Origin of the sequence: Paraburkholderia sp. RL18-101-BIB-B, assembly GCF_046026985.1 — a bacterium.
In the GTDB taxonomy this organism is placed as follows: domain Bacteria; phylum Pseudomonadota; class Gammaproteobacteria; order Burkholderiales; family Burkholderiaceae; genus Paraburkholderia.
Window position 1 is genome coordinate 170,148 of sequence record NZ_JARESV010000006.1, and the last position, 13,501, is coordinate 183,648.

At 63.9% G+C, this 13,501-nt stretch carries 13 protein-coding genes; 5 read left to right on the plus strand and 8 right to left on the minus strand.

Translation table 11 applies throughout. The annotated features are described in order from the left end of the window. Positions 1-2 precede the first annotated feature (2 nt). From P0D73_RS12720 to flgL, 5 genes are all read left to right on the plus strand, one after another. Entirely contained in the window at positions 3-1,199 is a 1,197-nt protein-coding gene (locus P0D73_RS12720; RefSeq protein WP_408431537.1) for a flagellar basal body P-ring protein FlgI, read from the plus strand. Positions 1,200-1,211: 12 nt separating this feature from the next. Then, the gene (gene flgJ, locus P0D73_RS12725; RefSeq protein ID WP_408431539.1) at positions 1,212-2,204 is read left to right on the plus strand and encodes a flagellar assembly peptidoglycan hydrolase FlgJ; all 993 of its coding nucleotides are present in this window, start codon (positions 1,212-1,214) and stop codon (positions 2,202-2,204) included. Positions 2,205-2,541: 337 nt separating this feature from the next. After that, positions 2,542-3,315: a flagellar brake protein gene (locus P0D73_RS12730; protein ID WP_408431541.1), complete on the plus strand. Its 774-nt coding sequence runs from the start codon at positions 2,542-2,544 to the stop codon at positions 3,313-3,315. A 269-nt stretch (positions 3,316-3,584) separates the two neighbouring features. Beyond that, the gene (gene flgK / locus P0D73_RS12735) at positions 3,585-5,558 is read left to right on the plus strand and encodes a flagellar hook-associated protein FlgK (RefSeq protein WP_408431543.1); all 1,974 of its coding nucleotides are present in this window, start codon (positions 3,585-3,587) and stop codon (positions 5,556-5,558) included. Positions 5,559-5,568: 10 nt separating this feature from the next. Continuing rightward, the gene (gene flgL / locus P0D73_RS12740; RefSeq protein WP_408176432.1) at positions 5,569-6,792 is read left to right on the plus strand and encodes a flagellar hook-associated protein FlgL; all 1,224 of its coding nucleotides are present in this window, start codon (positions 5,569-5,571) and stop codon (positions 6,790-6,792) included. A 95-nt stretch (positions 6,793-6,887) separates the two neighbouring features. Here flgL and fliR read toward each other — a convergent pair whose 3' ends face one another. The 8 genes from fliR to P0D73_RS12780 form a co-directional block, all read right to left on the minus strand. Next, positions 6,888-7,670 (minus strand): flagellar biosynthetic protein FliR, encoded by a 783-nt coding sequence (gene fliR / locus P0D73_RS12745; protein WP_408431546.1) that lies wholly within the window; start codon positions 7,668-7,670, stop codon positions 6,888-6,890. 37 nt (positions 7,671-7,707) lie between these two features. After that, positions 7,708-7,977, minus strand: a complete 270-nt coding sequence (gene fliQ, locus P0D73_RS12750) for a flagellar biosynthesis protein FliQ (protein ID WP_106284814.1) — start codon at positions 7,975-7,977, stop codon at positions 7,708-7,710. A 50-nt stretch (positions 7,978-8,027) separates the two neighbouring features. Next, the gene (fliP, locus tag P0D73_RS12755) at positions 8,028-8,852 is read right to left on the minus strand and encodes a flagellar type III secretion system pore protein FliP (RefSeq protein ID WP_408431548.1); all 825 of its coding nucleotides are present in this window, start codon (positions 8,850-8,852) and stop codon (positions 8,028-8,030) included. After that, positions 8,852-9,463: a flagellar biosynthetic protein FliO gene (gene fliO / locus P0D73_RS12760; protein WP_408285615.1), complete on the minus strand. Its 612-nt coding sequence runs from the start codon at positions 9,461-9,463 to the stop codon at positions 8,852-8,854. The genes fliP and fliO overlap by 1 nt, the downstream gene beginning before the upstream one ends. Continuing rightward, positions 9,460-9,924, minus strand: coding sequence for a flagellar motor switch protein FliN (fliN, locus tag P0D73_RS12765; RefSeq protein WP_132376611.1), 465 nt, complete (start codon positions 9,922-9,924; stop codon positions 9,460-9,462). Before fliN ends, fliO begins: the two co-directional genes overlap by 4 nt. Beyond that, the gene (fliM, locus tag P0D73_RS12770; RefSeq protein ID WP_132376612.1) at positions 9,917-10,915 is read right to left on the minus strand and encodes a flagellar motor switch protein FliM; all 999 of its coding nucleotides are present in this window, start codon (positions 10,913-10,915) and stop codon (positions 9,917-9,919) included. Before fliM ends, fliN begins: the two co-directional genes overlap by 8 nt. Before the next feature lie 65 nt (positions 10,916-10,980). Then, complete coding sequence (gene fliL / locus P0D73_RS12775; RefSeq protein WP_132376613.1) at positions 10,981-11,487, minus strand: flagellar basal body-associated protein FliL; 507 nt, start codon at positions 11,485-11,487, stop codon at positions 10,981-10,983. 508 nt (positions 11,488-11,995) lie between these two features. Continuing rightward, the gene (locus P0D73_RS12780) at positions 11,996-13,492 is read right to left on the minus strand and encodes a flagellar hook-length control protein FliK (RefSeq protein WP_408431551.1); all 1,497 of its coding nucleotides are present in this window, start codon (positions 13,490-13,492) and stop codon (positions 11,996-11,998) included. Positions 13,493-13,501 lie beyond the last annotated feature (9 nt).

A 13,501-nucleotide genomic window follows, 5' to 3' on the forward strand; every position in this document is an offset into this window, starting at 1 on the left:
TCATGCGTACCGTCCTCTTCCGTATGCGCATCCGCACCCGCCTCGCGCGATTCGCCGGTTTCGGCCGTGCCTTGGCCTTCGTCGCGCTCGCCTGCGCGGCGCTGCCGGCCGCCACGCCTGCTCATGCCGAACGGCTGAAGGACCTCGTGCAGATCCAGGGCGTGCGCGACAATCCGTTGATCGGCTATGGCCTCGTCGTCGGCCTCGACGGTACGGGCGACCAGACCACGCAAACGCCGTTCACCACGCAGACGCTCGCCAACATGCTGGCGAACCTCGGCATCTCGATCAACAACCAGGCGGCGGGTTCGAGCAACTCGCAGTCGTCGCTGTCGAACATCCAGCTGAAGAACGTCGCCGCGGTGATGGTGACGGCGGTGCTGCCGCCGTTCGCGCGTCCCGGCGAAGCGATCGACGTGACCGTGTCGTCGCTCGGCAATGCGAAGAGCCTGCGCGGCGGCACGCTGCTGCTCACGCCGCTGAAGGGCGCCGACGGCCAGGTGTATGCGCTCGGCCAGGGCAATCTCGCGGTCGGCGGTGCCGGCGCGAGCGCCAACGGCAGCAAGGTGCAGGTGAACACGCTGGCCGCGGGCCGCATCGCCGGCGGCGCGATTGTCGAACGCGCGGTGCCGACTTCGGTGTCGCAAGCGGGCACGATGCAGCTCGACCTGAACGAAATGGACTACGACACCACGCAGCGCGTGGTGGCCGCGGTGAACAACGCGTTCGGCGGCGGCACGGCAACCGCGCTCGACGGCCGCACGATTCAACTGCGTGCGCCGAGCGATCCGGAGCAGCAGGTCGCCTTCATGGCGCAGTTGCAGAACCTCGACGTCAAGCCGGCGCAAGCGGCCGCGAAGGTAATCCTGAACGCGCGCACCGGCTCGATCGTGATGAATCAGATGGTCACACTGCAGAACTGTGCGGTGGCGCACGGCAACCTCTCGGTCGTGATCAATACGCAGCCCGTGGTGAGCCAACCGGGCGCGTTCTCGAACGGCCAGACGGTGGTGGCCAAGCAGTCGCAGATTCAGATGAAGCAGGACAACGGCGCACTGAAGCTGGTGACCGCCGGCGCCAATCTCGCCGAAGTGGTGAAGGCGCTCAACGCATTGGGTGCGACGCCCGCGGATCTGATGTCGATCCTGCAGGCGATGAAAGCGGCGGGCGCTCTGCGCGCCGACCTGGAAATCATCTAAGGAAGACACAGGATGAATTCGGATACGACCAATTCCGCCGCTTCGGCGAACGACCTGACCCAGCGCTTCGCGCTCGACGTGCAGGGTTTCGCGAAGCTGAGCGCGCAAGCCAAGGCATCGCCGCAAGCCGGCATGAAGATGGCCGCGCAGCAGTTCGACGCGGTGTTCACGCAGATGATGTTGAAGAGCATGCGCGACGCGACCCCGCAAGACGGTCCGTTCGATTCGCACGACAGCGCCACCTTCACGTCGATGATGGATCAGCAGTTGTCGCAACAGATGTCGCAAAAGGGCATTGGCGTGGCTGACGCAATGCTCAAGCAACTGATGCGCAATCAAGGCATGCAGGTGGGCGGCGGTGCGGGTGGTTTGACGGGCATGGTTAACTCATTGGGCGGCGGCAGCGGCGGCGGCGACGAAGGCCAGACCGCGGCGCTGAACGCGCTCGCCAAGGCGTACGGCAATGCGCAGGCCAACGGCCAACTGGCGATGGGCAAGGGCTACTCGGCCAACAGCGCGCTCACTCCGCCGCTGAAAGGCGACGGCAGCTCGCCGAAGGTCGACGCTTTCGTCGACAAGCTCGCCCAACCTGCGCAAGCCGCCAGCGCTGCGACCGGCATTCCGGCGCGCTTCATCATCGGCCAGGCCGCGCTCGAATCGGGCTGGGGCAAGAGCGAGATCAAGAAGGCGGACGGCTCGACCAGCCACAACGTGTTCGGCATCAAGGCGAGCAAGGACTGGACCGGCAAGACCGTGTCGACGGTCACGACCGAATATGTGAACGGCAAGCCGCAGCGCGTTGTCGAAAAATTCCGCGCGTACGACTCGTATCAGGAAGCCATGACCGATTACGCGAGCCTGCTCAAGGGCAATCCGCGTTACGCGCAGGTGATCAATTCGGCGCATGACGTGAACGGCTTCGCGAATGGCATGCAGCGCGCCGGTTACGCGACTGATCCGCACTACGCAAAAAAACTGATGTCCATCATGCAGAAGATGGGCTGATCCGCAGTGACCGCAGTTCGAATCAACCGATCACTTAACCGAATCAAAACCATGCACGCGACGGGGCCAGGTGCATGGCAAGACGGACGAGGCCGGCCGCCCACGGGCGGCCGGCCCACCCGCGAGAGGCATGGCGCGTTTTAACGTTTGCGGCAAATAATTCATTACAGGCCCCTAAATTTTGGCCGGATGCTGCCGCTAATCAGTTAGACCCAATACCGGAAAGCGTTGTAATGTCCGGTTGGGATGCGCGTGCTGCGGCTTCGATGAAGACCGCGCGAAAGCCCCGGCAGGAGCCCTGGCACGCGCCCGCAAGAACATGCATACCGGCAAGCCCATGGATACTACCCAGTCGAACGGCCAGACCGACACACACGGCCAGCTGCACGCTCCGACCGACGAAGGCGGCAACGATTTCGGCCGTCGCAATCCGCTGGAGATCGGCGTCCAGTTACGCAATCTCGTCAATCGCGGCGATTTCCTCACCGTTCAATACGCAGGCGGACAGCTCGTCACGCGTCTACTCGACGTCGACGTGCGCGGCCGCAGCTTCACGTTCGATTGGGGCGCGTTGTCCGATCAGAACAAAGGCTTGCTGAGCGCGCCGCGCTGCCAGTTCCACGCGCAGCCGGACGGCGTGCGTGTCGAATTCGCCACCGGCACGCCGCGCGAGACCCGTTTCGAAGGACTGCCCGCATTCGAAGCCGATTTCCCCGAGGTGCTGTTTTACGTGCAGCGCCGCGAGTACTTCCGCGTCGATGCGCCGATTCTCGATCCGTACGTATGCTCCGGCCGTTTGCCCGAAGGCGATTCGTTCCGCTTTGAAGTGCACGACCTGTCGCTCGGCGGCGTCGGCATGCGCACCACGGACGAACGCGTGGCCGAATTGCCGATGGGCACGCGCCTGCTCGATTGCGAGCTGTCGCTCGGCGCGCTCGGCCGGCTCTCGCTCGATCTGCAACTCGTGTCGCATCGCTCCACCGCGTTGCCGAACGGCACGCAGCGGTTCCAACTCGGCTTCCGCTTTCTGACGCTGCCGGGCAGCGCGGAAAACACGCTGCAACGTCTGATCACGCAGCTCGAGATGAAGCGCCGTTCGCTAGTGCGCTGATTGAAATGTTGGATCCGCGGTGCGTGAGAGGGGTTGCTTGCGCACCGTGTTCGCTTGCCGGTTCATCGTCACTTCCTTGTCACCTATTTTCCGTACCGGCGCGCGTCTCTGCGCGATGGGTGACAAGCCCGGCAGGCAAGCCTCGCAAACGTTGAAACAAACGTCGAACACGCATCGGAATGACCTCAATTTTTCCTTGTTGAGGCCGTTAAACAAGATGTTCAAGTAACGCGGCGGCATGTGTACGGTGTCGCCCTTCAGGATGACGCATGTCCAATCTCATCAATATCGGCCTCAGTGGACTGAACGCAGCCCAGTGGGGACTCACGACGACCGGCCAGAACATCAGCAACGCGTCGACGCCCGGCTACACCATCGAAACGCCGGTGTATGCGGAAAGCGGCGGCCAGTACACGGGCTCGGGCTATCTGCCGCAAGGCGTCTCGACCACGACCGTGACGCGCCAGTACAGCCAGTATCTGACCACTGAGCTGAACAATGCGCAGAGCTCGGGCAGCGCGCTGTCGACGTACAACACGCTGATCTCGCAACTGAACAATCTGATCGGCAGCCCGACCGCCGGGATTGCGAGCGCGATCACCGGCTACTTCACCGGCTTGCAGAACGTCTCGAACAACGCGTCGAGCCTGGCTACACGCCAGACCGCGATGAGCGGCGCGCAGACGCTGGTGAACCAGATCAACGCCGCGGGTCAGCAATACGACGCGCTGCGCCAGAGCGTCAACACGCAGCTCACCAACACCGTTTCGCAGATCAACAGCTTCACGCAGCAGATCGCGCAGTTGAACGGTCAGATCGCCCAGGCCAGCACGCAAGGCCAGCCGCCGAACCAGTTGATGGATCAGCGCGATCTCGCCGTGTCCAACCTGTCGCAACTGATCGGCGTGAACGTCGTGAACAGCAACGGCAGCTACAGCGTCTTCATGAGCAACGGCCAGCCGCTGGTGTCCTCCAACAACAGCTTCAACCTGGGTACGGCGCCTTCGACCGGCGACACCAGCGAGTTGTCCGTCCAGTATCTCGGCCAGGCGGGTGCGAACCCGGCAGCCGCGCCGCAGAACCTGCCCGACAGCAAGATCGACGGCGGCACGCTCGGCGGCCTGCTCGCGTTCCGCAGCCAGACGCTCGATCCGGGCGAGGCGCAACTCGGCGCGATCGCCGTGAGCTTCTCCGCGCAGGTCAACGCGCAAAACGGGCTGGGCATTACGCTCGCCGGCGCCAAGGGTGGCGCGCTGTTCTCAGTGGGCGGCCCGACGGTCTATGCGAATACGCAGAACACCGGCAATGCGTCGCTGAACGTGTCGTTCGCGAATCCCACGCAACCGACCACCGGTGACTACACGCTCGCCTACAACGGCACCACCTACACGTTGACCGACAATTCGACGGGCAGCGTGGTGGGTTCGGCGACCAACCTGAGCCAGCCGATCAACGGCCTGAATTTCTCGACCACCGGGACGATGAATCCTGGCGACTCGTTCACGGTCGAGCCGACCCGTGGCGCGCTGAACAGCTTCGCGACCGCCACCACCGACGCATCGGCGATCGCCGCCGCCGCGCCAGTTCTGGGCGCGGCCGCCTCGAGCAACACCGGCACCGGCACGATCACGCAGGGCACCGTCACGGCCGGCTACACGATGCCAAACTCGACCACCACGCTGTCGTACGACGGCACGGGCCTGTCCGGTTTCCCGGTCGGTTCGACGGTGACGGTGGCCGGTTCCCCCGCTACCACGTATTCGATCACCAGCGCGACGACCGTGGTGCCGTATTCGTCGGCCACCGGCGCCTCGCTGACGATCAATAACACGACCGCCGGCCAGATGAACAACGTCTCGGTGACGATCAGCGGCGCACCGGCGGCCGGCGACAAGTTCACCATCGGCCCGAACACCGGCGCGAACAACGACGGCCGCAACGCACTGGCGCTGTCGAATCTGTCCACCGCGAAATCGCTGTCGGGCGGCACGGTCACGCTGACGGGCGCGTATGCGAACTACGTCAACAATATCGGCAACCAGACCAACCAGATTCAGACGTCGAGCACCGCGCAAAGCTCGCTGGTGACGCAGATCACCACCGCGCAGCAGTCGGTTTCCGGCGTGAACATCAACGAAGAAGCAGCCAACCTGCTTCAGTATCAGCAGCTGTATCAGGCAAACAGCAAGGTCATCCAGACCGCGCAGACCCTGTTCCAGACGATACTCGGCATCTTCCAGTGAGGCGTTGACAATGCGCATCTCCAGCACGCAGTACTTCAACATGAACGTCGCGACGATGAGCGATCAGCAAGCTCAGTTGTCGCAGTTGTATGCCGAGATTTCGAGCGGCGTGAGCCTCTCCACGCCATCGGACAATCCGCTCGGCGCGGCGCAGGCCGTGCAGTTGAGCTCGACGGCGACGACCCTGTCGCAATACACGACCAATCAGGGCACCGCGCTGGCTTCGCTGCAGCAGGAAGACACCACGCTCGGCAGCGTCAACACGGTGCTGCAAACCATCCATACGCTGGTGCTGCGTGCCGGCGACGGTTCGCTGAACGATGGCGACCGGGGTTCGATCGCGACGCAACTGCAAAGCTTGCGCAGCCAGTTGATGACGCTCGCCAATTCGACCGACCCGCAAGGCAACTACCTGTTCGCCGGTTATCAAAGCAGCGCGCAGCCGTACACCACGAATTCGGCCGGCGTCGTGACCTATTCCGGCGACACCGGCACGCCCGGAGTGCAGATCACCGATTCGCACGTGGTGCAGACCGGCGACAACGGCATTGCGATCTTCGGCAGCGTTGCGCCGATCGGCACCAGTTCCGTGCCGGCCGCGAAAACCGGCAACACCGGCACGGGCGTGATCAGTACGGTGAGCCTGAACAACCCGACCGATCCGACCAACGCGGACAAGTATTCGATCGACTTCTCGTCGGCGACCACCTATACCGTGAGCCAGACCGATCCGGCGACCGGCGCCGTGACCACGAGCGCGCCGCAAGCGTTCACGGCCGGTTCGGCGATCACGGTCGGCGGCCAGTCGGTGTCGATCACCGGCGCGCCGAACGCGGGCGACAGCTTCACGGTGACGCCGGCCACGCAAGGCAGCATGGACGTGTTCGCCAATCTGAGCCAGTTGATCACCACGTTGCAAACGCCGGTGTCGGGCGGCGCTTCGACGGCCAGCTTCCAGAGCGCGTTGACCACCAGCATGACCCAGCTCGAGAACACGATGAACAACGTCGTGACGGCGCAAGCGGCAGTGGGTGGCCGTGAGCAGGAAGTGCAGGCATTGCAGACGGTCACGCAGACCAACACGCTGCAGACGTCGAGCAATCTCGCGGATCTGACGCAGACCGACATGGTCAAGACGATCGGCAAGTACACGATGACGCAGGCCGCACTGCAAGCTGCGCAGCAGGCGTTCGCGAAGATTCAGAATATCTCGCTGTTCCAGTACTTGAACTGATAGCACGAGCAGTCTGAAACGGGGAAGGGCGGAAGCCGGTGTGAACGGCTCCGCCCTTCTTTTTTTTCATTGCACTGCGCGGCGAGCGAAGCGTGCTACCTAAACCCCGCCGCCACGCGCCCCATCTGATCGAGCCCGACGTCGAAGAGCCGTATGAAGAACGGAATCATGTTCGGGGTCATCAACTGCAGCAGCAGCATGCCGATCAGCATGGTCAGTGGAAAGCCGATCTGGAACACGCCGATTTGCGGCGCGGCGCGGTTCAGTATGCCGAGCGAGAGATTGGTGATAAGAAGCGCGGCGACCACCGGCAGCGACAACAGCAGGCCCGCCGAAAACACCGTGCTGCCGAAGTTCGCCAGCGTGCGCCAGCCGGGCGCGCCGAGAATATTCGCCGACACCGGCACCGACTGAAACGTGGCGAGCAGCGCGCTGATCATCTGCAAATGGCCGTCGATCACCAGAAACACCAGCATGGCGATCGTGTTCATGTAGCTCGACAGCACCTGGCTCGAACTGGCTGCCTGCGAGTCAAAGAAAGTCGCGAAGCCGAGCCCCATGCCGAGACCGACGAAATCGCCCGCCGCGCTGATCGCCTGAAACACGATCTGCATGGTCATGCCGAGCGCGATGCCGATCAGGAACTGGTTGACGATGATCCACACGCCTTCGGCGGAAAACACCGTGACTTTCGGCAGCGCGCCGAGCGTGGGCGCGACGATGATCGTGACGAACGCCGCGAGGCCGATCTTCACGCGGATTGGCAGCGAGCGGTTGCCGAGCACCGGCGCGGTGGCGACCAGCGCGAGGATGCGTACGAACGGCCACAGGAACGCGGTGAGCCAGGCGTTCAGTTGCGCGTAGGTGACGGAGAACATCGCGGGTCGGAAGGGAAGGTGAGAGCCGGCGCCGCGCTCAGTTGACGAGCGTCGGAATGTTGGTGAGCGTCTGGCGCAGATAGTCGAGCATGGTCGTGAGCATCCACGGGCCGGCGACCACCATCGTGACGGCGATCGCGAGCAGTTTCGGGATGAACGACAGCGTGCTTTCGTTGATCTGCGTGGCGGCCTGGAACAGGCTCACCACCAGACCGACCACCAGCGCGACCAGCAGCAGCGGCGCGGCGAGCAGCAGGCCGACATACATGGCCTGGTGCGCGAGCGTCATGACGGATTCTTGATTCATGGCGATGGGACCGGAAGCGTGAAGGGCGCGGGCGCGGTTAAAAAGCGCGGTTAAACGAAGCTCTGTGCAAGCGAGCCGAGCAGCAATTGCCAGCCATCGACCAGCACGAACAGCATCAGCTTGAACGGCAGCGAAATGGTCGCGGGTGACACCATCATCATACCCATCGACATCAGCACGCTCGCCACCACCATGTCGATGATGAGGAACGGGATGAAAATCGTGAAGCCGATCTGGAAGCCGGTTTTTAGTTCGCTCGTCACGAACGAGGGCACCAGCAGCGACAGCGGCACGTCTTCCGGACCTTGCATCGGCGCGGCGTGCGAGATGCGGGCGAACAACGCGAGATCGCTTTCGCGGGTCTGGCGCAGCATGAACGTCTTGAACGGGGCGAGGCCGCGGTTCACCGCGGTCTCCATCGGAATCGTGCCGTCGGAGAACGGCTTGTAGCCATCAGTGTAGGCCTTGTCGAGCACCGGCGACATGACGAACAACGTGAGGAACAGCGCGAGTCCGACGAGCACCTGGTTAGGCGGCGTCGTGGTCGTGCCGAGCGCCTGGCGCAGCAGCGAGAGCACGATGATGATGCGCGTGAAGCTAGTCATCATCAGCACCATCGCCGGCAGGAACGACAGCATCGTGAGCAGCAGCATCGTCTGCACGCTCAGCGAGTAGGTCGTGCCGCCGTTCGGGCCGGGGCTCGTGTTGAAGGCCGGCAAGCCGGCGGTTTGCGCGAACGACACTGTCGGCAGCACGAGCATCAGCGCCGGCAAGGCGACAGGTGCAACGCGGCGCACGGCTGAAATCACTTTCGAGGAGGTGCTGGACATGCGAGCGGATTGCGCGTGACGCGCCGAAGGAAGACTGAACTGCATTACCGAACCCCGCCGCCTTGCCCGTTGAAACGTTTGCCCACTTCGCCTTTCAAAGCGTCGCGAAAGCGTTGGCCGAAGGTGCCTGGGAGTGCCGTGCCCGTCGCCCGCGTGCTTGCCGGGCCGGGCTGCGTGGCGCCGAGCGGATCGATGGCGGCCGAACCGGCCGGCATCGTGTGAAGCAGACGGACATTGCCGGGCGCCGTGCCGAGCACGAGCCACGTATCGCCGATCTCGACCACCGCGACCCGTTCCTTGCCGCCGAGCGAGGCGCCGCCGACCGTCTTCACGAGACCGCCGCGGTTTGCCGGCTGCAAGCCGAAGCGGCGAGCGAGCCATGCGCAACCGAACACCAGACCGATCACGACCAGCAGGCCGACGATGGTTTGCAATACCGCGCCGACGCCGAGCGCCGGAACAGCCGTGCCCGCGCCGACGCCCGAGGCGATTTTCGCGGCGTTGTTGACCGCGTTCATGTCCGCCGCATGAGCGGCCGACGGTGCGAGCAGCGCGAAGATCGACGCCGAGGCGCATAGCGCCGCCACGACGTTCGCAGCCTGTGCAGCGCGATTCAGAACAGTGCGCAACACGGCGCGACCGGCAACGCGTTTCATCGATTCAATTTCCGGATACGTTCGGACGGCGTGATGATGTCGGTCAGACGGATCCCGAACTTGTCGTTCACCACCACCACTTCGCCCTGCGCGATCAGACAGCCGTTGACCAGCACGTCCATCGGTTCGCCGGCCATGCCGTCCAGTTCCACCACCGAACCCTGCGCGAGTTGCAGCAGATTGCGGATCGCGATCTTGGTGCGGCCGAGCTCGACGGTCATCTGAACAGGAATGTCCAGGATCATGTCGATGTCGTTGCGCGTCGAGGTCGGCTCGACTTTCGACAGCGGCTGGAACACGCCCGCCGTCGTTGCGCTGACTTCCGTATTGTCGTTCTGCTCGGCCAGCGCGCTGGCCCAGTCCGCCATGGCCGCGTCGTCTTCGGCAGCGGCTGCGTCGGCGGCAAATTGCGGCTCGCCAGCGGCCAGTTCGGCCTCAGTTTTTGCGTTCAGGTCACTCATATCCACCTTCCTTCATCGTTTCGGCTGCGCTGATCATCTTCTGGACCCGCAACGCATACTGACCATTGAAAATTCCGTAGCCGCATTCCATCACCGGCACGCCATCGACTTTCGCCGTGATGTGTTCGGGGATGTTGATCGGCAAAACATCGCCCTTGCGCATGTTCAGGATCTGTTCGAACGTGACCGGCACCTGAGCCAGGTCGGCGGTCAGTTCCACTTCCGCTGCCTGCACCTGCTGCGACAGCACGCGGACCCAGCGGCGGTCGACTTCGAGCGCCTCGCCCTGGATCGGCGACGAGAGGATGTCGCGGATCGGTTCGATCATCGAGTACGGCATGCAGATGTGCAGCGTGCCGCCGGTCGTGCCGAACTCGATCGAGAACTGCGTGACGATGACGATTTCGTTCGGCGTCGCCACGTTGGCGAATTGCGTGTGCATTTCCGAGCGCACGTATTCGAACTGCAGCGGACGCACGCTCTTCCACGACGCCGTGTAGTTGTCGAACACCAGGTTCAGCAACTTGTTGATGATGCGCTGCTCGGTCTGCGTGAAATCGCGGCCTTCGACGCGGGTGTGGAAACGCCCGTCGCCGCCGAACAGGTTGTCGACCACGAAGAACACCAGGTTCGGATCGAACACGAACAGCGACGTGCCGCGCAGCGGCTTCACGTGGACCAGGTTCAGGTTGGTCGGGATCGGCAGGTTGCGGGTGAATTCGCTGTACTTCTGCACCTTCACCGGACCGACGGAGATTTCCGCTGAGCGCCGCATGAAGTTGAAAATGCCGACGCGCAACAGGCGCGCAAACCGGTCGTTGATGATTTCGAGGCCGGGCATCCGGCCGCGGACGATGCGTTCCTGCGTCGCGATGTTGTAAGGCCGTACGCCCGCACGGTCGCTTTGCTCGGCTTCCGAGTCGGTTTCACCGGTTACGCCCTTGAGGAGGGCATCGACCTCCTCCTGGGACATGAACTCTTCGTGGCCCATTCCTTATTCCTCGTGCGTCCCGTGGCGGTTGATGATGGCAGCGCTGATTAACGTCACGACCGGCGTCACTGCACGACGAATTCGGTGAACAGCACGTCCTGGACATGGATCGGCGCGGCGCCCTTGTCGGTCGGCTGCTCGATCAGCGTGCGCAGTTCCGTGGCGAGCGCGCGCTTGCCTTCGAGCGGCGCGAGTTCGTCAGGGTGCTTGTTCGAGAGTGCGAGCAGGATGTGGCTGCGCACTTCGGGCATGTGGTCGGTCAGCTCTTGCTGGGTCTTGGCGTCGGTGAGTTTTAGTGTCAGGCCGATGCGCAGGAAATGCTGCTGGCCGTCGTCTGATTGCAGATTCACGGTCATCGATTCGAGCGGGAAGAACAGCGGAGCGGCGAGTGGCGCTGGCGCGCTGGCGGTTTCAGCCGATGCGGCGGCGGGGGCGCGCTTCGACATGAAGAACCACACGCCTGCGCCGGCTGCGCCCGCGGCAATGATCGCTATGAGGACGATCAGGATGATGCGCTTCATCGGGCCCGGAGAGGCGGGCGCGGCTTGCTGGGGTGCGGTTGTGGTTGCCATGAGGTTTGCTTTGCTTGCCTTTAGTGCTGGTGATGGTGATTGTTGTTGATTTGCCTGCGGCGCGATGGGTCGAAAAGAAGGGGGATTGAGGGTTATCTCTGGTTTTTGCTTTTTTGTTGGGCTTTTCTTTTGGTCCGCTGTGGGGTGTTGGCCTTTCCTTGAGCTCGCTGTGGTCTATTGGCGTTGCCCCTGTGCGGGGCGGCACCTACTTTCTTTGCCGCGGCAAAGAAAGTAGGCAAAGAAAGCCGCTTCACACCGCCAGCTCATAAGCGGGCCCCTCGCGCAGTCGCAGTAGTGGTCCATCTGGAATCAGTGTTCTCGCGCATTCCGCGTGAGTGACAAGGCGCTCATTCTTCCGGCGACGCTGCGCGCGCCGTGGCGGTACTTCACTTAACCACCCGACGCAAATCGGCGCCCTTTGGTGGGCGCCGCTGATCAACTGTCTGCAAAATCAATGTTCGGCAAATGCTTTGGCGCACGGCGAATGCCGGCGCTCAAGGCATCAACCTCAAGCGAATGTGTCGACCAGGCCTGCCGTGCGGCGCACGGGTACGTTGACCGCCGTGTCGATCGCGTCCGTGCCGCTATTGCCGCCAAACGATCCGCTCCCGCTCGAGCGGCCGCCGGAACGGCCGGAGTCGGCGCTTTGCTGTTGGCCGCTCTGGCGCGCAAAGCCGTCGCTGACGCTTGCGCTTCCCAAGCCGATGCCGTTGGATTCCATCGCCTCGCGCAGCTTCGGCAGCGCTGCTTCGACGGCTTCGCGCACGGACTGGTGCTGCGACACGAACAACGCATGTGCATGGTTATCGGCAACCTGCAAGACAACCTGTAGCGGCCCCAGATCCTTCGGGTTCAAGGTGAGCTCGGCGCTCTGCGAATGTGCGTTCGACAGGAACACCACCTTCTGGCTCAACGCGTCTTCCCAGTCGGTCGTGCCGACCTGCGGTGACAGCGCGTTCGCCGCTTCCGCCGCGCCGGCGTTGCCAGTGGTCTGGCCGGCTGCCGTCGTGCTCGCTGCGCTCGCCGCGGCTTGCGAAGCGGCTAGCGCCGCTGTCGCTGCATCCGTCGCGCTCTTGAAGGAGGCAAGATCGTCGGCTTGCGTGCCTCCGGCTGCCGTCGCCGTCATTGCGTCAGCCGCCGCTTTTACGGCTGCCGATGGGTCGGCCACGGTCGTCGCCGCCGTCGTCATCGCGGCTTTCGATACGGTCGATCCCTTGCCGTCGCCAAACAGGCCAGCCGCCAGGCTCTTGCCGTCCGCAGCGCCATTCGGCCCAGTGTTCGTACCAGCCAGGCCGTTTGCCGAGGTCGCGGCGCTCGCGGCTGCGCCGCTCGCCAGCGCTTGCGCGGGAATGCCCTGGCCGTTCGCCAATGCAGCCAACGCCGCTTGCAGCGCGTCTTGCAATGACTTCGGATCGGTGGCGGTGGATTTCTTGCCCGGCGTGCGGCCGGTCGTAGCGTCCGTGGCCGTGCCGGGCAGCGCGGTCGGGGCATCGGTCAAAGCTGCTGCGGGGTCGGCGGTTGTCGGCGTATTGGCGCTGTTCGCGTCGGCCTGAGCTTGTGCCTGGGCCTGAGCGGCAGCGGCTGCCGCCGCGGTGCCCGCGTCGGTCTGGTTCGCCGTGTTGCCGGTTTTCGCCGGCGTGGCGTTCGTCTTGTCGGTCGAAGCCTGTTGCGTATCGCCCGACGAAGCCGTGGACGAAGCCGAGCTCGTCGGCTTGCTGGTGTCCTTGCTGTTGCTCGCGTCGTCGGCGCTTTTCGGTGCGGGATCGGCCGGCGGCGGCGCGTCGTGCACGCTCGACGAAGACGGCGACGATCCTGACGACGCCGCGGCCGCAGCCGCAGCCTGCTGCTGGCTCGCGCTCAGCGCAGCCGCGCTGTTCTGCTGGTCGATGCTCTGCTGCAGGGTTTGCGAGAACGGTTTTGCGTTCGCCGCAGCGGCGATGGCCGCGCTGGTTGACGTGCTGCTGGCGGAGCCGAGCAGCGAGCCGATCTGTGAAAGAAGCGACATAGGGAATCC